The 23089-nt window shown below is 70.6% G+C and carries 21 protein-coding genes, 1 pseudogene and 1 riboswitch; of the genes and pseudogenes, 8 read left to right on the top strand and 14 right to left on the bottom strand.

Annotated features, from left to right (window positions below; genetic code table 11):
* Window positions 1–22 precede the first annotated feature (22 nt).
* A complete protein-coding gene (locus IE134_RS14170) occupies window positions 23–994 on the bottom strand; it encodes a helix-turn-helix transcriptional regulator (RefSeq protein ID WP_189430656.1) in 972 nt (323 codons plus the stop codon).
* 98 nt (window positions 995–1092) lie between these two features.
* Here IE134_RS14170 and IE134_RS14175 point away from each other — a divergent pair, with 98 nt between their 5' ends.
* The 4 genes and pseudogenes from IE134_RS14175 (at window position 1093) to IE134_RS14185 (ending at window position 3150) form a co-directional block, all read left to right on the top strand.
* Window positions 1093–1488: a RidA family protein gene (locus tag IE134_RS14175; RefSeq protein WP_030713705.1), complete on the top strand. Its 396-nt coding sequence runs from the start codon at window positions 1093–1095 to the stop codon at window positions 1486–1488.
* 262 nt (window positions 1489–1750) lie between these two features.
* Window positions 1751–1987 (top strand): annotated as a pseudogene (locus IE134_RS34125) (DUF6400 family protein); the annotation flags it as partial.
* On the top strand, window positions 1959–2198 hold the full coding sequence (locus IE134_RS14180) for a hypothetical protein (RefSeq protein WP_189430658.1): 240 nt from the start codon (window positions 1959–1961) through the stop codon (window positions 2196–2198). The pseudogene IE134_RS34125 and the gene IE134_RS14180, both read left to right, overlap by 29 nt.
* Window positions 2199–2328: 130 nt before the next feature.
* Window positions 2329–3150, top strand: coding sequence for a PhzF family phenazine biosynthesis protein (locus tag IE134_RS14185; RefSeq protein ID WP_030713699.1), 822 nt, complete (start codon window positions 2329–2331; stop codon window positions 3148–3150).
* A gap of 33 nt (window positions 3151–3183) precedes the next feature.
* Here IE134_RS14185 and IE134_RS14190 read toward each other — a convergent pair whose 3' ends face one another.
* Entirely contained in the window at window positions 3184–3963 is a 780-nt protein-coding gene (locus tag IE134_RS14190) for a CPBP family intramembrane glutamic endopeptidase (RefSeq protein ID WP_030713696.1), read from the bottom strand.
* 185 nt (window positions 3964–4148) lie between these two features.
* On the opposite strand from IE134_RS14190, the gene IE134_RS14195 reads away from it, so the two are divergent.
* A complete protein-coding gene (locus IE134_RS14195) occupies window positions 4149–5942 on the top strand; it encodes a substrate-binding and VWA domain-containing protein (protein ID WP_229823549.1) in 1794 nt (597 codons plus the stop codon).
* 82 nt (window positions 5943–6024) lie between these two features.
* On the opposite strand, the gene IE134_RS14200 is transcribed toward IE134_RS14195, so the two are convergent.
* Window positions 6025–7530, bottom strand: a complete 1506-nt coding sequence (locus IE134_RS14200; protein ID WP_030713688.1) for a glutamate-cysteine ligase family protein — start codon at window positions 7528–7530, stop codon at window positions 6025–6027.
* A 484-nt stretch (window positions 7531–8014) separates the two neighbouring features.
* Between IE134_RS14200 and IE134_RS14205 the strand changes: the two genes are divergently transcribed.
* Window positions 8015–8599 carry a hypothetical protein gene (locus tag IE134_RS14205; protein ID WP_010062209.1) on the top strand — a complete coding sequence of 195 codons (585 nt, stop codon included), beginning with the start codon at window positions 8015–8017 and terminating at the stop codon, window positions 8597–8599.
* Between the two features lie 335 nt (window positions 8600–8934).
* Entirely contained in the window at window positions 8935–9141 is a 207-nt protein-coding gene (locus IE134_RS14210) for a DUF5999 family protein (protein ID WP_007452228.1), read from the top strand.
* Window positions 9142–9259: 118 nt separating this feature from the next.
* Here IE134_RS14210 and gcvP read toward each other — a convergent pair whose 3' ends face one another.
* Window positions 9260–12145: an aminomethyl-transferring glycine dehydrogenase gene (gene gcvP, locus IE134_RS14215; protein ID WP_030713684.1), complete on the bottom strand. Its 2886-nt coding sequence runs from the start codon at window positions 12143–12145 to the stop codon at window positions 9260–9262.
* A 194-nt stretch (window positions 12146–12339) separates the two neighbouring features.
* Window positions 12340–12437, bottom strand: a riboswitch (glycine riboswitch).
* A 132-nt stretch (window positions 12438–12569) separates the two neighbouring features.
* Between gcvP and IE134_RS14220 the strand changes: the two genes are divergently transcribed.
* Entirely contained in the window at window positions 12570–12944 is a 375-nt protein-coding gene (locus IE134_RS14220) for a PRC-barrel domain-containing protein (RefSeq protein WP_030713681.1), read from the top strand.
* On the opposite strand, the gene IE134_RS14225 is transcribed toward IE134_RS14220, so the two are convergent.
* From IE134_RS14225 to clsA, 10 genes are all read right to left on the bottom strand, one after another.
* A complete protein-coding gene (locus tag IE134_RS14225; RefSeq protein ID WP_030713678.1) occupies window positions 12863–14323 on the bottom strand; it encodes a DNA polymerase IV in 1461 nt (486 codons plus the stop codon). The two genes, IE134_RS14220 and IE134_RS14225, sit on opposite strands and share 82 nt — an antisense overlap.
* A 110-nt stretch (window positions 14324–14433) precedes the next feature.
* Window positions 14434–15060, bottom strand: a complete 627-nt coding sequence (locus tag IE134_RS14230) for a MerR family transcriptional regulator (protein ID WP_189430660.1) — start codon at window positions 15058–15060, stop codon at window positions 14434–14436.
* Window positions 15061–15230: 170 nt separating this feature from the next.
* Entirely contained in the window at window positions 15231–15704 is a 474-nt protein-coding gene (locus IE134_RS14235) for a bifunctional nuclease family protein (RefSeq protein ID WP_006123076.1), read from the bottom strand.
* 53 nt (window positions 15705–15757) lie between these two features.
* Complete coding sequence (gene ftsR, locus IE134_RS14240; protein ID WP_030713672.1) at window positions 15758–16501, bottom strand: transcriptional regulator FtsR; 744 nt, start codon at window positions 16499–16501, stop codon at window positions 15758–15760.
* Window positions 16502–16542: 41 nt separating this feature from the next.
* A complete protein-coding gene (locus IE134_RS14245) occupies window positions 16543–17322 on the bottom strand; it encodes an FHA domain-containing protein (RefSeq protein ID WP_078614396.1) in 780 nt (259 codons plus the stop codon).
* 190 nt (window positions 17323–17512) lie between these two features.
* Complete coding sequence (locus tag IE134_RS14250; RefSeq protein ID WP_030713657.1) at window positions 17513–18325, bottom strand: DUF881 domain-containing protein; 813 nt, start codon at window positions 18323–18325, stop codon at window positions 17513–17515.
* A 20-nt stretch (window positions 18326–18345) separates the two neighbouring features.
* Window positions 18346–18678 (bottom strand): small basic family protein, encoded by a 333-nt coding sequence (locus IE134_RS14255; RefSeq protein WP_003970459.1) that lies wholly within the window; start codon window positions 18676–18678, stop codon window positions 18346–18348.
* Complete coding sequence (locus tag IE134_RS14260; protein WP_078614395.1) at window positions 18675–19589, bottom strand: DUF881 domain-containing protein; 915 nt, start codon at window positions 19587–19589, stop codon at window positions 18675–18677. Before IE134_RS14260 ends, IE134_RS14255 begins: the two co-directional genes overlap by 4 nt.
* A 98-nt stretch (window positions 19590–19687) precedes the next feature.
* Window positions 19688–22183, bottom strand: coding sequence for a mannose-1-phosphate guanyltransferase (locus tag IE134_RS14265; protein WP_189430662.1), 2496 nt, complete (start codon window positions 22181–22183; stop codon window positions 19688–19690).
* Window positions 22184–22295: 112 nt separating this feature from the next.
* On the bottom strand, window positions 22296–22904 hold the full coding sequence (clsA, locus tag IE134_RS14270; protein ID WP_006123083.1) for a cardiolipin synthase ClsA: 609 nt from the start codon (window positions 22902–22904) through the stop codon (window positions 22296–22298).
* Window positions 22905–23089: the final 185 nt, after the last annotated feature.

The following is a 23089-nucleotide window of genomic DNA, read 5'->3' on the forward strand; positions in this document are numbered from 1 at the left end:
ACGGCCCGGTGAGTCCCCTCTCTCAGGGCGCGCCCCCGTAGCGGGCCACGATCGTGGCCGCGCGGTCGCGCAGGGCGGTGCGCAGGGACTGCGGAGACAGGACTTCCGCGTCCGTGCCGAGCTGCCACACCGCCCATTCGGCGTGCCGCGCGTCCTGGAAGGTAACCTCGAGGCGCGACCAGCCGTCGTCTTCGAGGCCCTCCGCGCGGACGGCCCGGACGGTGCCCAGCAGCTCCTCGCGTCGCATCGGGCTCACCCGTACCAGCGCGGTGATGTGGTCGTCGGAGAGGAACCGCGCGGAACGTTCCCGCCAGATCCGGTCCAGGTCGACGCGGTCGGGCCGCTCCGCCGGATCGGGCAGTTCCTCGGCCGCCAGCACACGCGACAGCCGGTAGGTGCGGTCCTCGCCGGATCGCGTGGCCAGCAGATAGCCCCGGTCCCGTACGGTCACCAGGCCGATCGGGTCCACCGTGCGCCACTGCGGCGCCCGGCCCGTGGCCGCGTAGTGGATACGCAGCTTGTGCCCGGTGAGCACGGCCCGGCGGACCGCCAGCATGGTGGTGTCGGGCACCTCGTCGGCGACCGTGCGGCGTGAGAGCAGATCGGTCTCCGGGTCGACGAGGAACCGCTGGGCCGCGTCGCCCGCGGCGGCCTGATGGCTCTCGGGCAGCGCGTCGACCACCTTCCGCATGGCCGAGGCGAGCGCCGCCCCGAGGCCGAACACCTGCTCCCCGCGCCCCGATCCGGCGGCCAGCAGGGCGAGGGCCTCGTCGTGGTTCAGCCCGGTCAGTTCGGTCCGGAAGCCGGGCAGCAGCGCGAACCCGCCGTGCCGGCCGCGCTCGGCGTAGACCGGAACGCCGGCCGAGGACAGCGCCTCGATGTCCCGCAGCACCGTGCGGGTGGACACCTCCAGCTCGCGGGCCAGGGTGTCGGCGGTCAGCCGGCCACGCTGTCGCAACAGCAGGACCAGCGAGACCAGGCGGTCGGCGCGCATGCGGGAACCCTAACGAAATACCTGACCAAGGGTGTCATCATTTGTTGGAAGGCTCCCCTCGTACCTTCTCGGTCGAATCGAATGGAGCTGAAGTGGCAGTGGAACGAACGGCCGTCAACCCGGTGACCTGGTCGGTGGATCTGGGCTTCAACCAGGGCGAACTCGTCTCCGGACAGTCGCGGACCCTGTACATCGCGGGGCAGACCGCGACGGGCGAGGACGGCAAGCCCCAGCACAACGGTGACATGGCGGCCCAGTTGGCACTGAGCGTCGACAATCTGGAGGCCGTCCTGAGCGAGGCCGGCATGTCTCTCGCGAACCTCGTCCGGCTCAACGTCTACACGACCGACGTCGATCTGCTCTTCCAGCACTACGGCACCCTGGCGGGACGGCTGGGCGCGGCCGGGGTGGCGCCGGCCAGCACGATGCTCGGGGTGACGCGGCTGGCGATCCCCGGGCTGATGGTCGAGCTGGAAGGCACCGCCGTCGCCTGACGCGGCCTCGTCGCCGGTCCGGCCCGAGCCGGACCGGCTCCCGCTATGACGTGGGCCACAGGGCCACAGGGCCGCGCGCGGCGCGGGCCACCGTCGGCATCTCCGTACGGGACAATCCCCCGCCCTCCCCCGCCGATCCGTCGGACACGGCCCCGGGACGGCGCGTCCGAGCCGCCGCCGGGCAACTTAGGTCACCCTTCCCTCTTCCCGCGCGCCCCTGGTACAGATGGTGAGGTTTCACCCCCGCACCGGAAGCGCAGCCATGAACCAGGACCGGACAGCCGAGCTCACCCCCTTCACCATCGACCTGACCTTCGAGGAAGCCCGGCGGCGGGCCGAGGTCGTCGCCGCGTTGGGGCCCGACTGGGATCCGGTGGCCGCCCTCCGCAGCGAGAACGAGGCCTACGCCCTGCTCTACTCGGGTCTGGACGCCGAGCAGCAGCGCACCTACGACCGGCTGGTGGCCGCCGGTGTCCTGCCGGACGAGGGCGGACATCGCCCGCCGCGCCTGGGTGGCCTGCCCCGCCTGCGACGCCGCCCGCCACTGCGCGACCTGCGCGGACCATCGCACCTGCGGCGAGCACTGGCGCCATCTGATCGCCGGCAACGGCCCGGTCCTGCACCTCCAGTGCCCCGGCTGTACGCACACCTGGTCGCTGGACACCCGGCCCGGCCTCCCCCACCGCGGCGGCGGCACCTCCTGCCCGTGAGGCGCCGGCCGCCTCGGAGCCGCCTGAGGCCCAGGAGCCGCCGGCCGCCTCGGAACAGCCGGAGGCCAAGGAGCCAGACACCGCGAATTGGCCTTGGCCGGTCTCCGTTCCGGCGCTCTACGGTCGGCGTATGAGGATTCGCATCGTCGACGCGTTCACCGACCGCCCCTTCTCCGGCAACCCCGCCGGTGTGCTCCTGCTGGAGGGCGGTGCGTTCCCGGCCGCCGAACGCCTTCAGGAGATCGCCGCCGAGGTCAACCTCTCCGAAACGGCCTTCGCCCACCCGCTGCCGCCGGGCGGCACGGCCGACTGGGCGCTGCGCTGGTTCACCCCCGTCGCCGAGGTCGACATGTGTGGGCACGCGACGCTCGCGACCGCCCACGTCCTGCACACCACGGGCCTGGCCACCGGCCCGGTGCGCTTCACCGCGCGCTGCGGGATCCTGAGCGCGACCGCCCACCCGGACGGCAGCCTCACCCTCGACTTCCCCACCGCCCCGCTGTCCGAGGAGCCGGTGCCGTACGGACTCGCCGACGCCCTCGGGGGCGACCCCGTCTCGGTGCACGGCACCGGCGAGCACATCGGCGACCTGCTCGTCGAACTCCGCGACGAGGCGGCTGTACGGGCGCTCGCCCCGGACTTCGCCGCCCTGGCGACCCACTCCCGGCGCGGCGTCATCGCCACCGCAGCGGCCGAGGACCCCGCCCGGGGCTACGACTACGTCTCGCGCGGCTTCTTCCCCGGCGTCGGCGTCGACGAGGACCCGGTCACCGGCAGCGCCCACACCGCGCTGGCCCCCTTCTGGTCGGCCCGGCTCGGCCGCGACGACCTCACCGGGCTCCAGGCGTCGGCCCGCTCGGGGCTGGTCCGCACCGCGCTGCGCGGTGAGCGCACTCTGCTGACCGGCACCGCGGTCACCGTGATCGACGGCGAACTGCTCACCGCCTTCTGAAGCCCGGAACCTTCTGAAGCCCGGAGCGGGCCCCTACGGCGTCGGCAGCCAGTCCACCCGGCCTGCGAGCAGCGCGTATCCGACGAACGCCCCGATGTCCAGGAGCGCGTGCGCGACGACCAGCGGGCCCACCCGGCCCCAGCGCCGGTAGAGCAGCACGAAGACGACGCCCATCACCACGTTGCCGATGAAGCCGCCGATGCCCTGATACAGGTGGTACGACCCGCGCAGGACGGAGCTGGTCACGAGGGCGGCCATCGGCGTCCACCCCAACTGCCCGAGCCTGCGCAGCAGATACCCGACGACGATGACCTCCTCCACCACGGAGTTCTGGATCGCCGAGAGGATCAGTACGGGGAACTTCCACCAGACGTCGGGCAGGGATTCGGGAACGACCGTCAGGTTGAACCCGGTGGCGCGGGCCACGAGGTAGAAGGCGAGGCCGGCGCTGCCGATACCGGCCGCGACCAGGGTTCCCCGGCCGAGGTCGAACCAGGGCTTCGTACGGTCGAAGCCGATGGCCCGCAGGCCCGCCCCCTCCCGGATCAGCAGATGCGCGACCAGCGCGACCGGCACCAGAGCCGTTGCGATCCCGAACATTTGCCAGGCCAGATCAAGCCATGGACGGCCCGGAGCGTACGAACCGTTGAGCGTCGCCGCCTGGTCCTTCAATCCTCCCGGTTTGGTCAGAGATCCGACAAAACTGATGAGGGCCGACAGTGCGCTGGCTCCCAGGGAGAGCGCCAGGACCAGCACCACCTCGGACCGCAAGATCCTTCGTGACACGGCCTCTTGGGGATAAGAATCAGCCACGCGCCCGGCCTCCACCTGCACACCTGCCTTTTGTTCTGCAATCGCGTCTCATCCCACCGACCGTCCCGCTAGGGTCTCGAATAAAGGTACGAAGATCATGCGCGACAGGCCGGGGGATGACCACCATCGCTGATGGTCGGGTCCCCCTTTTCCTTGTTTGATCCTCAAGGAGGGGTACCACCGACATGGGACGTCATAGCTTGCCCGACAGCCAGGCGGCGGAGGGACGCCGGGGCCACCCCAGCACCCGGCGCCGGCGTCGTACGGTCGCCATCGCCACCCTGCTCGTCCTCGCCGTGGCGACGGGAACGGCTGTCGCGGCCAAGGGCGGCCTGTTGTCGTTCTCCGAGTCCTGCGAGGACTCCGCGGTGCGCCTGTCCGTGGTCGCGTCCCCGGACATCGCCCCCGCCGTACGTTCCATAGCCGAGCAGGCCCACGCCGACCAGGTGAAGGCCGACGGCCGCTGCCTCGTGGTGGAGGTGCTGGCCCGCGATGCGCACAAGGTCGCCGAGGCCCTCGCGGCAGGGGACTCGGAACCCGGCTTCCAGGTCTGGCTGCCCGACTCCGACCTGTGGCTGGAGCGGGCCAAGGGCCTCGGCGACGGCGTCCCCGTCTCCCCGTCCGACTCGGTGGCCTCCTCCCCCGTGGCCCTGGCCATGGTGCCCTCCGCCTCGCGTGCCCTGGGCTGGCCCCGTAAGACGTACTCCTGGGCCGAGTTGGTGGCCGGGGCGCTGGGCTCGGACCGGGTGCGCCTCGGCGCCGCGGACCCGGCGCGCAGCGCCACCGGGCTGCTGGCGCTCGCCGGCATCGGTGCCTCGTCAGCGCGGCAGGGCGGAGACAGTGACACCCGGGTCGCCCAGACCGCGAAGGTGCTCGCCGAGCGGATGTCGGACGGCGACGCACAGGTGCTGGAGACCCTGGCGCGGAGCACGTCCGGGGCCGAGGAGGGCAATCCGAAGCGCAACCAGGCGGTCCTGATCTCCGAGCAGGCGGCCTTCACGCACAACGCGGAGGCGACCGGCGCCGGCAAGCTGGACCTCTTCTACCCGGAAGACGGCACTCCGCTGCTGGACTACCCGTACACGCTGGTGAACGAGGCGCGGCTGAGCACCGCGGAGTCCCGCGCGGCCCTGCGCTTCATGAACCTGCTGGGCGACCGGGAGGCTCAGGCCACGTTCGCCGAGCACGGCTTCCGGGCCGGTGACGGCAGCGCGAAGGACTCCCTCGTCGCGGCGGCCGGTGGCCGCAAGCCCCAGCCGTACGCGGAACCGGCCCTCCAGGCGCCCTCGGCCGAGGAGCTCCAGGAGACCCTCGGGATGTGGACGATCACCGTGCAGAGCGCGCGGCTGACCACGGTGGTCGACGCCTCCGGTTCCATGGCGACGCTCGTGCCGGGGCGGAACCAGTCCCGGATGGACGTCACCAAGGAGTCGCTGATCCAGGCGCTGAACCAGTTCACGCCCGACGACGAGATCGGGCTGTGGGAGTTCGCCACCACACTGGACGGCCAGAAGGACTACCGGCGGCTCATGGAGACGAAGCGGCTCGGCGACCGCGCCGCGGGCGGCGGGACCCACCGGGAGAAGCTCACGGCCGCCTTCGCGGGACTCCAGCCGGTGCCCGGCGGGGCGACCGGGCTGTACGACACGACGCTGGCCTCGTACAAGGAGGCACGGTCGACGTATGTGAAGGGGAAGTTCAACGCACTGGTGATCCTCACCGACGGCTCCAACCAGGACACGGACGGCATCTCGCGGAGCGGCCTCATCACGGAGCTGAAGGAGCTCGTCGACCCGGAGCGCCCCGTCCCGGTCATCGCGATCGCGGTGGGCCCGGACGCGGACCGCGACGAGGTCGCCGAGATCGCCCGGGTCACCGGCGGCGACGGCTACGAGGTGAGCGACCCGGCGGAGATCCAGGCGGTGATCCTCCAGGCCATCATGGCGGCGGGACAGAACGGCCGCGCCGCCCAGGAGTGACGGCCCGGACCGGCCGCACCGCAACGCAACGGAGTGACGGGCCGCGAGCCGGTCCCGTCACTCCCTCGCGTACGTGCGCGCCTCAGGGGGCCGGGAACCCCACCGGCCAGGTGTGCACCGGCTCCCCGGCGTGCATCAGCTCGGCGTAGCGCCGCGTCATGGCCGCGAGTGCCGCCTCCCGTCCGAGCCCGGCGTCCAGGGCCCGGTCGTACGTGGCGACCTGCCAGGAGGCCCCGTTGACGCGCCGCCTGCACCGCTCCTCGATCACGCCGAGATAGTGGTCCCGGTCCGCGGGCTCGATGTGCCAGGCGTCCAGTCCGGCGGCGGCCAGCGGCAGCAGTTCCTCCAGCACCAGCTGTACGGCGGGGATCCTGGCCAGTCCGCCGGAGCGGCCGGACCGGGGCCAGAGCATCTCGGCCTCGATGCCGTGCCGGCAGGCCTCGGTGAAATTCTCCTCGGCGGCCTCGAACGGCAGCCGGCTCCACACCGGCCGGGACTCCTCGGCGAGCGCCCGCACGAGTCCGTAGTAGAACGCGGCGTTGGCGATCACGTCGGTGACCGTCGGTCCTGCGGGCAGGACGCGGTTCTCCACCCGCAGATGGGGAACGCCGTCGGCGATCCCGTACACCGGGCGGTTCCAGCGGTAGACGGTGCCGTTGTGCAGCACCAGCTCGCCCAGCTCGGGCACCCCGCCCGCGTCCAGCACCTCCAGCGGGTCCTCGTCATCGCAGATCGGCAGGAGCGGCGGGAAGTACCGCAGATTCTCCTCGAACAGCTCGTGCGCGGAGCCGATCCAGCGCTCCCCGAACCAGGTCCTGGGGCGTACGCCCTGGTTCGCCAGCTCCGGCGGCCGTACGTCGGTGGCCTGCTGGAACAGAGGCGGCCGGGACTCGCGCCACAGCTCCTTGCCGAACAGGAACGGGGCGTTGGCGCCCAGCGCGATCTGGACGCCGGTGATCGCCTGCGCGGCATTCCAGACGTCGGCGAACCGGGCCGGCGTCACCTGGAGATGCAGCTGGACCGAGGTGCAGGCCGATTCCGGGGCGATCGAGGGCGAGGTGCAGACCAACCGCTCGACGCCTTCGATATCCAGGGCGAAATCCTCCCCCCGGGCGGCCGCCATTTGATCGTTGAGCAGGGTGTAGCGGTCCACGTCCGAGAGATTCGCGGACACCACGTCGTGTTCCCCCAGGGTGGGCAGGATTCCGATCATCACGATCCCCGCGTCCACCTCCCCCGCCTTCCGGTGTGCATAGGCGAGGCCGGTCCGCAACTCCTCCGAGAGCTGATCGAATACCCGGCCGCCGAGGCGGTGCGGGACGATATTCACTTCGAGATTGAACATCCCCAGTTCGGTCTGGAAATCCCGGCTCGCGATGCGCTGGAGCACCTGCTGATTCATCATGCGGGGCAGCCCGTCGGAACCCGCGAGATTCAGCTCTATCTCCAGCCCCATCAGATTCCGCGGACGGTCGAACCTCCGCTCCTCCAGAAGCCTCCCCAGCCCTTCCAGGCACCGGTTGAGCTTCGTCCGGTACGCCTGTCGATCGGACAGGTCAAGGGCTCCCGCCACGACCTTCTCCCCCATCGAGGGGTCCCTCCTCCAGTGGGCGGCCCGCGGCCCAGGCCGCTCGCATCACGATCGATAGTGCCCAGCGAGAGTGATCCGTAACGCCCCCACGGGCCTCCGATACCCGATAGTCTGGTTGCAGGAGACCGGGGGCACATTCCCACGGCATGCGGCACGGGGCATTTTCGGCTGGTTCATGCGTGGTGAAAACACCGACGAGTTTCGGCCGTCCGTGTCATCGGAAGGGTGCCTGGTCGCCATCGACCGCGGCCGGTGAAATCCGCAGGAATACCGCGATTCGAAGGCCGGATGACGCCTTGCGCGACATATCCGCGACTGCTAGCGGAAACACTGTGTGAACACGCGTCATATAAACTCCGCTCAACGAGGCAGAGCGTTGATACGACTCGCCCGTCATCGGCCTCCTCTGGCCCGCACGCCGACAGCGCCGTCTGCACCCGCCCACGCTCCACCGTGTCTCCGAAGTGAGAGGCGACCCACTATGCCGCTGCATGTTCCCCCGGCTCCCGCGCCCGCCCTGCGCAGCGTTCTCGCGGCCCTCGGTTCTCCCACCGCCGTCCGCGAAGCCCGAACCCCCGGTCTCCGGTCCGTCCAGGGACCGCTGAGCCCCGAACTACCGCTTCCCGTGCATGTGCTGGACCGGATCGCTCCCACCGGGACGGCGCCGCTGACCCGCCTGGCGGCCTGGCGTTTCCTGATCCGGAGCGAGGGCCGCGCGGTCGCCGCGGCGGACACCGTGCTCACCCCCGACGGCTGGACGTTCTCGCACTTCTTCGAGGGCCCCTACCTCGCCTCGACCGAGCTGGCCGTCCGGCAGGCGGAGGCCTCGGCCCCCGGCTGCCAGGCGCGGCTGCTGTCGATCCCGGAGCTGTACATGCTCACCCTGTGGCTGCACGGCGACACCGAGGCCGATCCCTCCGGCGGGGTGCTCGCGCCGACGGACGTCCTGGTGCCCCTGGCGCCGGCCCCGCCGGGCATCGCGGCCCACCGCCCGCACCGGGTCGCCGATCTGCTGCCCGTCATCTCGCTGCGGGTGGCCCCGGGGCCACTCCTCAGCTCGGCCTGACCGACGTCGGCACGGCCCGGGCACAGCGCCCCCGTGGCGACCCCGATCCGCCCCCGCACGACGGGCGGCGGAGAGGGTTCGCTGCGGGGGCGCTGTGCTGCCCGTTCGGACTAGTCCCATCCGACCACCCCGAACCACCCAAAGGGACAGTGCAGTTGCGTTGAACCGTCCGCGCGGGTGATGCGTCATGGGAGGAATACGGGTGCTGCAGCGAAATCCCTGCGGATTCTTCCCCGTAGGGCAACACTGGGACCGGACCGACTGATACGGGGGCGGCCATGAACGACTCATCCAGCCGCAGGACACTCGACTCGACGCAGCGAAAGAACCCATCCATGTGCCAGCACCAGCCACCCTGCCCCACCGCCGATTCGCCCGACCGGGAGGCCGCCCGCCTGACGGCCCACCACCCCGAACAGGGGTGGAGCCTCCTGTGCAACGGCGTCCTGCTCTTCGAGGACACCGGCGAACTGCTGCCCGACGGGCAGATCATCGCCCCGCACCGGCCGCTGGCAGCCGGCCGCGTGGTGAAGGCGGCCTGAGAACGGCCGTACGCAAGAGTCATACGGAAAAAGGGGCCGGCCCGGAGAGATCTCCGCACCGGCCCCGACGCATGTCCGGCGCGCGCCGCTCCCGGCGCACGCCCTGTGACAGGCTGATTCAGTTGTCGTACTCGTCCAGCGGCGGGCAGGAGCAGACCAGGTTCCGGTCGCCGAAAGCCCCGTCGATGCGGCGCACCGGCGGCCAGTACTTGTCGGCGGCGGACACCCCGGCCGGGAAGACGGCCTCCTCGCGGCTGTAGCCGTGCTCCCAGTCACCGCCGAGCGCGGCGGCGGTGTGCGGGGCGTTGGACAGCGGGTTGTCGTCCGCGCTCCACTCCCCCGACGCGACCTTCTCGATCTCGGCGCGGATCGCGATCATGGTGTCGCAGAACCGGTCGAGCTCCGCGAGGTCCTCGCTCTCCGTCGGCTCGATCATCAGCGTGCCGGCCACCGGGAACGACATGGTCGGCGAGTGGAAGCCGTAGTCGATCAGGCGCTTGGCCACATCGTCGATGGAGACGCCCGTCGCCTTCGAGATCGGGCGCAGGTCCACGATGCACTCGTGCGCGACCAGTCCGGCCGGGCCGCTGTACAGGATCGGGAAGTGCGGCTCCAGGCGCTTGGCGATGTAGTTCGCGGCCAGCACGGCGACCTGCGTGGCCCGCTTGAGGCCCTCGCCGCCCATCAGACGGACGTACGCCCACGAGATCGGCAGAATGCCCGCGGAGCCCCACGGGGCGGCCGAGATCGGGCCCACACCGGTCTCCGGGCCGGCGGCGGGCTGGAGCGGGTGGTTGGGGAGGTACGGGGCGAGGTGGGCGCGGACGCCGACCGGGCCGACGCCGGGGCCGCCGCCGCCGTGCGGGATGCAGAAGGTCTTGTGCAGGTTCAGGTGCGAGACGTCGCCGCCGAACTTGCCGGGCTTGGCCAGCCCGACCAGCGCGTTGAGGTTGGCGCCGTCGACGTACACCTGGCCGCCCGCGTCGTGCACCTCGCCGCAGATGTCGGCGACGTGCTCCTCGAACACCCCGTGCGTGGACGGGTAGGTGATCATGAGCACGGCCAGCTCGTCGCGGTGCAGCTCGATCTTGGCGCGCAGGTCCGCGACGTCGACCTCGCCGTCGTCGGCGGTCTTCACCACGACGACCTTCATGCCCGCCATGACGGCGCTGGCGGCGTTGGTGCCGTGCGCGGAGGACGGGATGAGACAGACGGTGCGCTGGTCGTCGCCGTTGGCCCGGTGGTACGCCCGGACGGCCAGCAGACCCGCGAACTCGCCCTGGGAACCGGCGTTGGGCTGGATGGAGACCGCGTCGTAGCCGGTGACCTCGGCGAGACGCTCCTCCAGCTCACGGATGAGGGTGAGGAAGCCCTGCGCCTGCTCGGCCGGGGCGAAGGGGTGCAGCGCGCCGAACTCGGGCCAGGTGATCGACTCCATCTCGGCGGTCGCGTTCAGCTTCATGGTGCAGGAGCCGAGCGGGATCATGCCGCGGTCCAGCGCGTAGTCGCGGTCGGCGAGCTTGCGCAGGTAGCGCAGCATCGCGGTCTCGGAGCGGTGCTGGTGGAAGACCGGGTGGGTCAGGATGTCGTCGGAGCGCAGCAGCGCCTCGGGCAGCGCGTCGGCGACCGTGGCGTCCAGCGCCTCGATGTCGCCCTCGGCGCCGAAGGCGGCCCAGACGGCGGAGATCTGGGAGCGGGTGGTGGTCTCGTCGCAGGCGATGGAGACGTGGTCGGCGTCGACGAGGCGGAGGTTGACCCCGCGCTCGCGGGCGTCGGCGACGATGCCGGCGGCCTTGCCGGGGGCCCGGACGGTCAGGGTGTCGAAGAACGCGCCGTGCACGACGTCGGCCCCGGCGGTGCGCAGTCCGTCGGCGAGGATCGCGGCGTAGCGGTGGGTGCGGCGGGCGATCGTCCGCAGCCCCTCGGGGCCGTGGTAGACCGCGTACATCCCGGCCATCACGGCGAGGAGGACCTGCGCGGTGCAGATGTTGCTGGTGGCCTTCTCGCGGCGGATGTGCTGCTCGCGGGTCTGGAGGGCCAGACGGTAGGCCTTGTTGCCGTCGGCGTCGACGGAGACGCCGACGAGGCGGCCGGGCAGGGAGCGGGCGAACTTCTCGCGGACCGCCATGAAGCCGGCGTGCGGGCCGCCGAAGCCCATCGGGACACCGAAGCGCTGGGTGGTGCCGACCGCGATGTCGGCGCCGAGCGCGCCGGGCGAGGTGAGCAGCGTGAGGGCCAGCAGGTCGGCGGCGACGGTGACGATCGCGCCCAGCTCGTGGGCCTGCTCGATGACGGGCTCGATGGCGCGGACGGCACCGGAGGCGCCCGGGTACTGGAGCAGGACGCCGAAGACGCCGCGCTCGGCGATCTCGGCGGGGATGCCGTCGCTCAGGTCCGCGACGACGACCTCGACGCCGGTCGGCTCGGCGCGGGTCTCGATGACCGCGACGGTCTGGGGCAGGGTGTCGGCGTCGACCAGGAAGACGCCCTTCTTCACCTTGCCGACGCGCCGGGCGAGGGCCATCGCCTCGGCGGCCGCGGTGCCCTCGTCGAGCAGGGAGGCGCCGGAGGTGGGCAGCCCGGTCAGCTCGGCGACCATCGTCTGGAAGTTCAGGAGGGCTTCGAGGCGGCCCTGGGAGATCTCCGGCTGGTACGGCGTGTAGGCCGTGTACCACGCGGGGTTCTCCATGACGTTGCGCAGGATGACGGGCGGCGTGAAGGTGCCGTAGTAGCCGAGGCCGATCATCGGGGCCAGCACCTCGTTGCGGTCGGCCAGCGAGCGCAGCTCGGCCAGGACCTCCGCCTCGGTGCGCGCCGAGGGAAGGTTCAGGGCCTCCGCACTCTTGATCACGTCGGGCACCGCGGCGGCGGTCAGCTCGTCGAGGGAGCCGTAGCCGACCTGGGCGAGCATCTTCGCCTGGGCCTCGGCATCGGGCCCTATGTGGCGCTGCTCGAACGGAATGCCCTGCTCCAGCTGGGAGAGCGGAGTGCGACGGGGGGTCATGGTGGAGGCCTCCTGGTCTGTCACGACCTGCGAGGGGCACCACGGCGCGGGTGCCCGAACGGCCTCCCCCTCTGTCATCTCAACCTGAGAGCTTCACCGGCCCGCCCGGGGGCGTGCCGACTTTCACCGTCGGTGAGGGTCAGGGTCCACCCGGGCCTGCGCCCGCACGGATCCGCCCTGCTTTCCAGAGTGACCTCGTCCGTGCGGTACGGGGGCCTGAGAGATTCCGGGGAGGAGTTGCTCCTTCGGCGCCTCCGGATTCTCCACCGGAGGACTCTCCCGCACGGGGTCAGCAGCCATTGCCAGCGTACCAGCGGCCTCCGCGCCGGAGCTCTCGAGTGGCCGACACCACGGATCTGCATTTGTCTGGTGCTGGTGGAGCGACAGGACCGCCGTGAGCAGTCCGCGACCAGTGGGAGGCACCGTGCAGACGGATATCGATCCGCGCCGCCTGATCGGCCGCAAGGCCTTCGATCGCAAGGGCGCCAAGATCGGAACGGTGGATGAGGTCTATCTCGACGACGCGACGGGGGTGCCCGAGTGGGCGGCCGTGCGCACCGGCCTGTTCAGCAGGGACGCCTTCGTCCCGCTGGAGCCCAGCGAGTTCGTCGAGGACGCGCTGCGCGTCCCCTTCGACCGGGCGTTGATCAAGGGCGCGCCGGACTTCGGCGTCGGCAGGCACCTGTCACCCGAGCAGGAGCTCCAGCTCTACCGGCATTACGGGCTGGACTCCCCGCCCTCGGAGGAGCCGGCGCCCGAGGACCGGGACTTCGGCAGGCTGGCGGGCCAGGAGGAGTAGTCGGGGCTCTCACGGACGAGCGGCAGCGGATCGGCGGGCCGCAGCAGCGGGTCGTCGATCCGGAAGGTGAGGACCCGGCCGGGCGCGCTCCACGGCTCCTCGAACCGGACGGTGACCCGGCCGATCCCGCTCCCCTGGACCCAGCCGTGCCCGTGCTCCTCGTGGTGCACGTCGTGTCCGGCGGGCCAGCGGCGAGCGGCGAGCTGCTCGGCACTGTCCGCCTCGGCTTCCGGTACTGCTTCCTCCTCGCCGCCCTCCGCGGTCGGCGCGGGGTGTTCCAGGGCCCGCTGTGCGAGCTCCCGGGCATCCGCGGCCTGGGCGAACAGGTCCTCCTGGGTGTAGTCGGCAAGTCCCGTGACCCCGACCCCCAGGAGCCGTACGCCGCCCGTGGTGTCGACGGACTCCAGCAGCCGCGCCGCCGCCTCACGGACCACGGTGGGGTCGTCCGTGGGGCCTCTGAGCGTCTCGGAGCGGGTCAGCGTGGAGAAGTCGTAGCGGCGCACCTTCAGCACCACCGTGCGGCCCGACCGGTCGGCGGCGCGCAGCCGCTCCACGCACCGCACGGCCAGCCGCTCGACCTCGGCGCGCACCCGGACCCGGTCGTGCAGGTCCACGTCGAAGGTGTCCTCCACCGATACGGACTTGGCGTCCCGCTCGGCGACCACCGGCCGGTCGTCGAGGCCCAGCGCCATCCGGAAGAGCCCGTGGCCGTGGGCCTTGCCGACCAGCCGCACGAGCTCCGCCTCGCCCGCCTCGGCCAGGTCGTGGACCGTGGTCATCCCGGCGCGCCGGAGATGGTCGCCGGTGGCCGGGCCGACCCCCGGCAGGATGCGTACGGACATGGGGGCGAGCAGCTCGCGCTCGGTGCCCGGTTCGATGACGAGCAGCCCGTCGGGCTTGGCCTCCTCGGAGGCGATCTTGGCGAGCATCTTGGAACCCGCCAGTCCGACGGATCCGCTCAGACCGGTCACCGCCCGGATGGCCGCCCGCAGCCCCTCCCCCGTGGCGCGGGCCGAGGCCGAGTCGTCCGCCGTCCCGCCGGCCTCCAGGTCCACGAAGGCCTCGTCCAGGCTGAGCGGCTCCACCAGGGGGGACAGCCGCCCCAGCAGCTCCATCACCTGGTCGCTCACCGTCCGGTACAGCGAGAAGCGGGGCACCAGGTAGGCCGCGTTGGGTGCGAGCCGCCGGGCCTGCGCGGTGGGCATCGCCGAGTGCACTCCCAGCCGCCGGGCCTCGTACGAGGCGGTGGCGACCACTCCCCGCGGGCCGAGGCCGCCCACCACGACCGCCTTGCCGCGCAGACTCGGCTTGGCCGCCTGCTCCGCCGACGCGTAGAAGGCGTCCATGTCCAGGTGAAGGATGGTGGGCGCGGGTCTCACACCGTCGATGCTGCCCTACGGCACTGACAACGGGACGGTCCGGCGCCCCGTGAGGCACCGGACCGTCCCGTGTCCGTCGTCCTGTCGCGTCGTCCCGCTCGCCCGGGTGCTCAGCCCGCGCGGTTACGCCGCCGGGCCAGCTCGTCCGCGGGGTTGTGGCCGATGAGCGTCTCGCCGGTGTCGACCCGCTCGCCGTGCAGCTGCGAGAGCGCCGCGTCCACGTCCCGCCAGACGACGCCGACGGCGATCCCGAAGACCCCCTGCCCGCCCTGGAGCAGGCTGACGACCTCGTCGGGCGAGGAGCACTCGTAGACCGAGGCGCCGTCACTCATCAGCGTCATGCGTTCGAGATCCTGGAAACCGCGGTCTCGCAGATGCTGGACCGTGGTGCGGATGTTCTGGAGCGCGACCCCGGTGTCCAGGAACCGCTTGACGATCTTGAGGAGGACCACGTCCCGGAAACTGTAAAGACGCTGGGTCCCCGACCCGTAGGCCGGGCGCACACTGGGCTCGACCAGCCCCGTACGGGCCCAGTAGTCCAGCTGGCGGTAGGTGATCCCCGCCGCCGCGCACGCCGTCGGTCCGCGATAGCCGATGTCGCCGGCATCGCTCGCCGCTGCCACGCCGCCCGCTGCCATCGCCGCCGGTTGAACCGGCTGCCTGATGGTGTGGTCGGCTCCACTGCCGTGCTGCGGATACGGCCCACCCGCCGCCGCTCCGTCGCCGCTGCTTCTCACGCCGACCTCCGTCCTTGACCTGCCCACTCGAAGGTAGGCAGTCACTCGGGGTGCGTCAACGATCGCCACACTCGGCACGCCGAGTGATAATCACCCTGAGGGTGGTTTCCCGTGTCTCGTTTCCGGGAAAGGCTTGTCGGATGCGCTGACGGCACCCCTCTGAGGGACGGTCACTGGCTGTTCGTACCGAAGTCCTCCGGAGAGATCTGGTCGAGGAATTCGCGGAACTTCTCCACCTCGTCCTCCTGCTCGTCGGGGATCGCGATGCCCGCATCGTCCAGCACGCCGTCACTGCCGTAGATCGGCGTGCCGGTCCGCAGGGCGAGCGCTATGGCGTCGGAGGGCCGCGCGCTCACCTCGACTCCGCTGGCGAAGACGAGCTCCGCGTAGAAGACCCCTTCGCGCAGGTCCGTGATGCGGACCTCGGTGAGCTCCTGGCCCACGGCCTCGAGCACATCCTTGAACAGGTCATGGGTCAGCGGCCTGGCGGGAGCCATGCCCTGCTGGGCGAAGGCAATCGCGGTCGCCTCCCCCGGACCGATCCAAATGGGGAGGTACCGGTCGCCTCCCACTTCACGCAGGAGAACGATCGGTTGGTTGGAGGGCATTTCCACCCGGACACCGACAACGTCGAGCTCGTTCACACAGCAACCCTAGGACGTGCTCGCCATGTTTGGGTAGTCGGGCACCGCCGAGGTCAGTGCAGGCGGGTGCGCAGAGCGCTCTGCACGAGCGCCGCGTGCAGCCGTACGGACAGCTCGGCGAGCTCGTTCGCGGTGGCCTCGGCATGGGCCCTGGTCTGCGGATTACGGTGCCGGCGCAGGGGTGCGACCACCTGCTCCACCAGGCCCGCCTCCCGGTCGGCCGAGGCCCGCATGGCCCGAAGATGACGTGGTTCCAGACCGAAACGACCCAGATCCGCCACCAGCTTGGCGACGGTCACCATCTCGGCGTCGTAGCCGCCGTCCGGGGAGGGGACGATGAGCCCGTAGGACTCCCACTCGGTCAGCCGCTCCTCGTCGACCTCGGCGGCCGCGAGCAGTTCCGCCCGCCCGATCCGGGCGGCGGTCGCTCCACCGGGGCATGCCTCCCACACCCCGTCGCCGAGGTCGCGCTGCGCACCGGGCGAGGGCAGAACGGGCTGCTCCCCCCGGGCCAGCGCGTCCAGGTGCTCCCGGATGACCTTCAGCGGCAGGTAGTGATCCCGCTGCATGCGGAGCACCTGCGCCAGGCGCTCCACATCACGCGGGGCGAACTTCCGGTATCCGGAAGGAGTGCGCTGCGGCTCGATGAGCCCCTCGGCCTCCAGGAACCGGATCTTGGAGATGGTGACTTCGGGAAACTCCTCGCGCAGCTGGATGAGCACCGTTCCGATGCTCATCGGTCGCGCTTCCGCGGTGGCGGTGCCGTGACCGGCACCGCCTGTCGGTGTTCGCAGCATGGGCCTTCCTGGGGGTCCCCCCGGACGAGGTCCGGGGCTGGTCACACTCCCCGCGGGCTCGCGTAGAAGACCAGGCGGTACTTTCCGATCTGGACTTCGTCGCCGTTGGACAGCGGGACCGAATCGATGCGCTCACGGTTGACGTAGGTGCCGTTGAGGCTGCCGACATCACCCACGGTGAAGCTACCGTCCGGGCTCCTGCGGAACTCCACATGACGCCGCGACACGGTCACGTCATCGAGAAAGATGTCGCTCTGCGGGTGACGGCCGGCCGTGGTGAGGTCGCTGTCGAGCAGGAAGCGGCTGCCGGAGTTCGGACCGCGCCGCACGACCAGCAGCGCCGAGCCCGCGGGCAGGGCGTCGACCGCGGCCTGGGCCTCCGGGGAGAGCGAGGGCAGAGCGGTCTGGCCGGTCGCCTCCGCCTCGTACGCCTCGAGACCGGAGATGGAGATCGTGGACGTCGTCTCCGAGGGACGCTCGGGAATGCCGCCCCGCAGCGGCGCACCGCAGTTGGAGCAGAACTTGCTGGCCTCCGCGTTGCGGTGACCGCACCTCGTACAGACCGGCATCGACGAGCCCTCCGGGGTGAACCCTCCACCCGTACTCGAGGCTGATGGTGCGCCGAAACCTATGCGTCCGGCACCGGCAGGGTCAACAGACGACACGCCGTCACCCCCCGGGGCTCCGGACACCTCGTCGCGGAAGAGCGGGCGCTCCGCCTCCTGCTCCTCGCCCTGGGCGTGGCGCGGAGCGCGGTGGCGGGCAGCCTTGTTGCTGTCCTCGCGCGCACTCTTCCCGAACAACTTCGCAAACAACTTCACGGGCGATTCCCCTTGACCGACATAGACCCGCCCGTGGGGCAGGACGAACCCTGATTGAACACACCTGCCGACCCGGACATCTTCACAACGTCCGTATCCACCCGACAGTTTCCACCACGCACCACCAATCCGGTGCGGCGACCCCCCGCAACCGTTCGACCCGGTCGACCGGCTCCCACGCCCGCCCCGCTCACGGGGAGGACGACCGAGCGTAGTCAGGCCGCTGCGCCGGTCGCAAGGCGTCGACGACGATGTCGTCGGACCGCTCCACGAGCACGGTGGCCTGCTCCTTCTCCAGCGTCTGGACCACACCGCCGGGGATGTTGAGGGCGGGCTCCAGATCCTGCGGCTTGCCGATCACCGTGAACTCGTACGGTGCTTCGATCTTCTTCCCGTCGACCTGGACGTCCCCGGCGTCCCCGGAGAAGTAGGTGTTGGCCACCACCCGCACCCCGTTGACCTGAATCGCCTCGGCTCCCGCCGCCCTCAGCTCCTGAATGGCGTCGAGCAGCATGTCGGGCGCGACCGCACGCGCGGGGTCGGTGATCGTCAGGGTGATGCCGGGGCCCTGTGCCGCGACGGTGCCCGCGAGGATGCCGAGCTGGCGTTCCTTCTCCAGCGTCTGTTTCCGGGCCTCCTCCGCCTGGTCGGAGCTGTTCTCCAGCTCGGTGCGCTGGTCGTCCAGGCGCTGCTTCTCGTCCTCCAGGCGCTGGGTCCGGTCGTCGACCTCGTCGAGGATGCGGACCAGGTCCTCCTGCCGGGCGCCGCGCAGCGCGCTGTCGTCGCTGGTGGACCGCACCTGGATGGCGAGCCCCAGGCCGAGGCCGAACAGCAGCACGGCGACGATCAGTTGGGCCCGGCTCAGCCGCGGCGGCCAGAGACCCGCTTTGAGCCGCTGCCGGCCGGTCGTCTCCTTGGCCGGGGGCGGCGCCACGGGGGCGTCCGGGGCGGCGGACGCGCCGCCCTCGGGCTGTTCGCTGCGGGGGTTCTCGTCGTTGTTCATCGGCTCGTTGTTCATCGGCCTCACGCCCGGAAGACGTGCCGGCGGATCGCGGCGGCGTTGGAGAAGATCCGGATGCCGAGCACCACCACCACACCCGTGGAGAGCTGGGCGCCGACGCCCAGCTTGTCGCCGAGGAAGACGATCAGCGCGGCCACCACGACGTTGGAGAGGAAGGAGACCACGAAGACCTTGTCGACGAAGATGCCGTCGAGCATGGCCCGCAGACCGCCGAACACGGCGTCGAGCGCGGCGACCACCGCGATCGGCAGGTAGGGCTCGACCACCGCCGGTACCTCGGGCCGGACCAACAGTCCGACCACGACTCCCACGACGAGGCCCAGTACGGCGATCACGATGTGCCCTTCCCTGTGTCTGCCGCACCACTGCCGGCGGCCTTCGGCTCTGCTGTACGGACGATCAGGCTCGGCGCCGCCGGAAGCTGGACCTTCGCCTGGTCGGAGATGCTGGTGCGGATGTCGAAGCTCTCCTTGAGCGCCTGCAGGTACTGGCCGTCGGCGCTGTCCTGGAACGCGGTCGCGAGCTTCTTCCCGTCCCCCACCGCGAGCACCGTGTACGGCGGTACGAGCGGTCTGTTGTCGACCAGTATGGCGTCGCCGGCGGCCCGGATGGCCGACAGGGCCGTCAACCTTTGCCCATTGATGGCGATGGCCTCGGCGCCGGATTCCCACAGACCGTTGACGACGCGCTGCATGTCCCGGTCGCGCACCCGTCCGGTGTCGGCGAAGCCCGAGGACTCACGGGGCCCGCCGCCTCCCTGGTCGGTGTCCTTCGCGTCGTCGACGATCAGCTTCACACCGGGGCCCTCGACCGGGGTCGCCCCGGCCAGCAGGGCCACCAGCTGCCCCTGGTCCCCGCCGTGCTGCTCGAGCGCCTTGCGCTGACGTTCGCTCACATCGGCACGGAGCTTGTCGACATTCGACTCCAGGGTGTCCGCGGCCTCCGTCTCGGCGTTGATGCGGTCGATCAGCTCTTCGCGCTCCTTGGCCACGACCGGAGCCGAGATCCGCGCCTCGGCGGCACCCAGGGTGACCACCAGGGCGGCCACCACCAGTCCGGCCGCGAGGCCGAGCTTCGACTTGAGCGTCCGGGGCAGCCCCGCGCTCCCGTCGGCCTTGCGCCGCGCCGAGGCCTCCGCGTACCCGTCGTCGAGGCTGTGGTCCATCACGTTGTTCAGCAGCGACATGGAGGCGTCGGGGCGTGCGGACGGTGGGGCGGTGCTCCGATCGGGGGACTGCTGCGACATGCCGCACATCGTCGCACGTCATCACGGCTGCCGCCGAATGGCCCCACCGGTGCGCCGCGGCCCCCTGTCCGGGAGGTCGCGGCGCACCGTTTCTCACATCAGTCTCCCGCGCTGTCCACGACCGCGGCCCACTCGTCGAGGAGCGCCTGGGCCGAGGCGTCGTCCGGGCCCTCCGCCCACAGATGGGTGACGGCTTCCGCCCGGTCGGGCAGGACCATGATCCACCGGCCGTCCGCCTCGACCACCCGGACCCCGTCGGTGGTGTCCACGCTGCGGTCTCCGGCCGCTTCGACGACCCGGCGCATGACGAGCCCCTTGACGGCCCACGGCGTCGCCAGGTCGCGGCGCAGGACGTGTGCCCGGGGAATGCGCGCGTCGATCTGGCTCAGGGTGAGCTGGGTGCGCGCGACTAGCCCGATGAGCCGGACGAAGGCGGCGGTCCCGTCGAAGACGCTGCTGAATTCGGGAACGATGAACCCTCCGCGCCCGTCTCCTCCGAAGATGGTGTCCTCTTCACGGCCCACTCGGGTCAGGTCGTCGGGCGAGGTGGTCGTCCACTCCACCTGCGTGCCGTGGTAGGCCGCCACCTGCTCGGCGACGCGCGTGGTCGTCACGGGCAGGGCGACACGACCGCTGCGCCGCTCGGCGGCGACGAGATCGAGGAGGACCAGCAGGGCCCGGTCGTCCTCGATGATCCGGCCGAGTTCGTCGACGAGGGAGAGCCGCTCGCCCACCGGGTCGAAACGCACTCCGAAGGCCGCCCGCGCCGAGGACACGATCTCCCCGAGCCGCACCAGACCGGCCCGCCGGGTGTCGGCGGACTCGGTGGGCCGCGCCTCGTCGAGGCCGGGGTTGATCGTCAGCGCGTCCACGCCGAGCCGTCCGAGCAGGCTCGGCAGAACGAGCCCGGCGCTGCCGTTGGACGCGTCGACGACGACCTTGAGCCCGGATTCCGCGATGCCCTCGACGTCGACGTTCCGCAGGAGCGACCCGGTGTACGAGTCGAAGACGCTGGACGGGAAGTGCAGGTCCCCGATCTCACCGGGGAAGGCACGGCGGTACTCCTGACGTGCGTAGACCCGGTCAAGCTTGCGCTGCTGCGCCTGCGAGAGGTCCGCGCCCCGCTCGTCGATGAACATGATGTCCACGGAGTCGGGCACCCCGGGCGACGTACGGATCATGATGCCGCCGGCGCTGCCCCGGGCGGTCTGCTGGCGGGCGACGGGCAGCGGTACGTTCTCCAGGTCGCGCACGTCGATGGCGCTGGCCTGGAGGGCCGAGATGACGGCCCGCTTGAGGGCACGGGCACCTCGGGAGTGGTCACGGGCGGTCGTGACCGTCGACCCCTTCTTCAGGGTCGTGGCGTAGGCGCCGGCCAGGCGTACGGCCAGCTCGGGGGTGATCTCGACGTTCAGGATTCCGGAGACCCCGCGCGCGCCGAAGAGGTGGGCCTGCCCTCGGGACTCCCAGATGACCGAGGTGTTGACGAACGCGCCGGCCTCGATGGTCTTGAACGGGTACACCCGGACGTTGCCCTGGATGATCGACTCCTCGCCGACCAGGCATTCGTCACCGATGACGGCGCCGTCCTCGATACGGGCCGCCCGCATGATGTCGGTGTTCTTGCCGACCACGCAGCCCCGCAGATTGCTGTGCTGTCCGATGTAGACGTTGTCGTGCACGACGGCCTTGTGGAGGAAGGCCCCGGTCTTGACGACGACGTTGGATCCGACCACCGTGTGCTCGCGGATCTCCACGTCGGCCTCGACCTTGGCGTAGTCGCCGATGTACAACGGCCCGCGCAGCACGGCGTCGGGGTGGGCCTCCGCTCCTTCGGCGACCCACACACCCGGGGAGATCTCGAAGCCGTCGAGCTCCACGTCGACCTTGCGCTCCAGGACGTCCGCCTGGGCTTTCACATAGCTCTCGTGGGTGCCCACGTCCTCCCAGTAGCCCTCGGCGATATAGCCGTAGATGGGCTTGCCCTCCTTCATCAGCTGAGGGAAGACATCACCGGACCAGTCGACCGAGGTGTCGGCCTGGACGTAGTCGAAGACCTCGGGCTCCATGACGTAGATGCCCGTGTTCACGGTGTCCGAGAAGACCTGTCCCCAGGTCGGCTTCTCCAGGAACCGTTCGACCTGGCCCTCTTCGTCCACGATGGTGATGCCGAATTCCAGCGGATTGGGAACCCGGGTGAGGCAGACCGTGACCAGCCCGCCCTTTTCCTTGTGGAAAGCGATGAGATCGGTGAGGTCGAAGTCGGTGAGCGCGTCACCGGAAATGACGAGGAACGTGTCGTCCTTCAACGCCTCCTCGGCGTTCTTCACGCTGCCCGCGGTGCCGAGTGGCTTCTCCTCGTTGGCATAGGTGAGCTCCATCCCGAGCTCCTCGCCATCCCCGAAATAGTTCTTGACGAGGGAGGCGAGAAACTGGACGGTCACTACGGTTTCACTGAGCCCATGCCGCTTGAGTAGCCGCAGGACATGCTCCATGATCGGCCTGTTGGCCACGGGGAGGAGCGGCTTGGGCATGCTCGAGGTCATGGGGCGAAGGCGTGTGCCTTCGCCGCCAGCCATCACGACGGCCTTCATGTCGGAAACGTCCTCCTACAAGAGACGACGGTCAGCCGACTGCGCCCGTCGGGGCATCATTCGCACCATCTGCCGCGGGCCGGCCACATTGCGCGGCACCGCATCAACGAGCTCAATCGGCTACTGCGTCCGCCTTCACCAGCCGGCGGACCTGAACCACGTACAAGATTCCTGCCCACCAGTAGAGGGTTGTACCCCAACCTGCGAACGCCCATCCGAAAACAGCGGCCAGTGTGGCCAGCCAACCACTCCCGTCGCTGAGCAGCAACAAGGGGAACGCGTACATCAGGTTGAAGGTTGCAGCTTTCCCCAGGAAGTTGACCTGCGGCGGCGGATAGCCGTGGCGGCGCAGGATGGCCACCATCACGAGAAGCATCAGTTCCCGGGCGAGAAGCAGCGCGGTGACCCAGAGGGGCAGGATCTCCCGCCAGGTGAGGCCGACCAGGGTGGAAAGGATGTAGAGACGGTCGGCCGCCGGGTCCAGGAGCCGGCCGAGGCTGCTGATCTGGTTCCACTTGCGGGCGAGCTTCCCGTCGAGGTAGTCGCTGATGCCGCTGAGCATCAGTACCAACAGCGCCCAGTTGTCGCTGTTGGGCCCTCCGAAGACGGGGCGAAGAATCAGCCACAGGAAGAGCGGTACCCCGACAAGGCGAGCCATGCTGAGGATGTTGGGGATGGTGAGGACCCGGTCCGTCTGGACCCGGGTCTCCTGGACCTCCACCCGGGAGCCTCCTGTGAAGAACGTGCCAATGATGCCCCCTGACCTTACCCTCAGCTTCCGCCGTCGGGTGCAGGGGGGTGTGGAGGGTGGACTTCGGGCAAAGGTCCGGAACGCAGAAAAGCCCCGTGCCACAAGGGCACGGGGCTTTCCCACAAAGATTGTTCGGCGGCGTCCTACTCTCCCAC

It is taken from the genome of Streptomyces rubiginosohelvolus, from assembly GCF_014649875.1.
GTDB classification, from domain to species: Bacteria; Actinomycetota; Actinomycetes; order Streptomycetales; family Streptomycetaceae; genus Streptomyces; species Streptomyces rubiginosohelvolus.

Coding starts and splice junctions, on each gene's coding strand:
- IE134_RS14170 (WP_189430656.1), bottom strand. CDS start 994: ATGCGCGCCGACCGCCTGGTCTCGCTGGTCCTGCTGTTGCGACAGCGT.
- IE134_RS14185 (WP_030713699.1), top strand. CDS start 2,329: ATGAGGATTCGCATCGTCGACGCGTTCACCGACCGCCCCTTCTCCGGC.
- IE134_RS14195 (WP_229823549.1), top strand. CDS start 4,149: ATGGGACGTCATAGCTTGCCCGACAGCCAGGCGGCGGAGGGACGCCGG.
- IE134_RS14200 (WP_030713688.1), bottom strand. CDS start 7,530: ATGGGGGAGAAGGTCGTGGCGGGAGCCCTTGACCTGTCCGATCGACAG.
- IE134_RS14205 (WP_010062209.1), top strand. CDS start 8,015: ATGCCGCTGCATGTTCCCCCGGCTCCCGCGCCCGCCCTGCGCAGCGTT.
- IE134_RS14210 (WP_007452228.1), top strand. CDS start 8,935: ATGTGCCAGCACCAGCCACCCTGCCCCACCGCCGATTCGCCCGACCGG.
- gcvP (WP_030713684.1), bottom strand. CDS start 12,145: ATGACCCCCCGTCGCACTCCGCTCTCCCAGCTGGAGCAGGGCATTCCG.
- ftsR (WP_030713672.1), bottom strand. CDS start 16,501: ATGCTGCGAACACCGACAGGCGGTGCCGGTCACGGCACCGCCACCGCG.
- IE134_RS14250 (WP_030713657.1), bottom strand. CDS start 18,325: ATGAACAACGACGAGAACCCCCGCAGCGAACAGCCCGAGGGCGGCGCG.
- IE134_RS14260 (WP_078614395.1), bottom strand. CDS start 19,589: ATGTCGCAGCAGTCCCCCGATCGGAGCACCGCCCCACCGTCCGCACGC.
- IE134_RS14265 (WP_189430662.1), bottom strand. CDS start 22,183: ATGAAGGCCGTCGTGATGGCTGGCGGCGAAGGCACACGCCTTCGCCCC.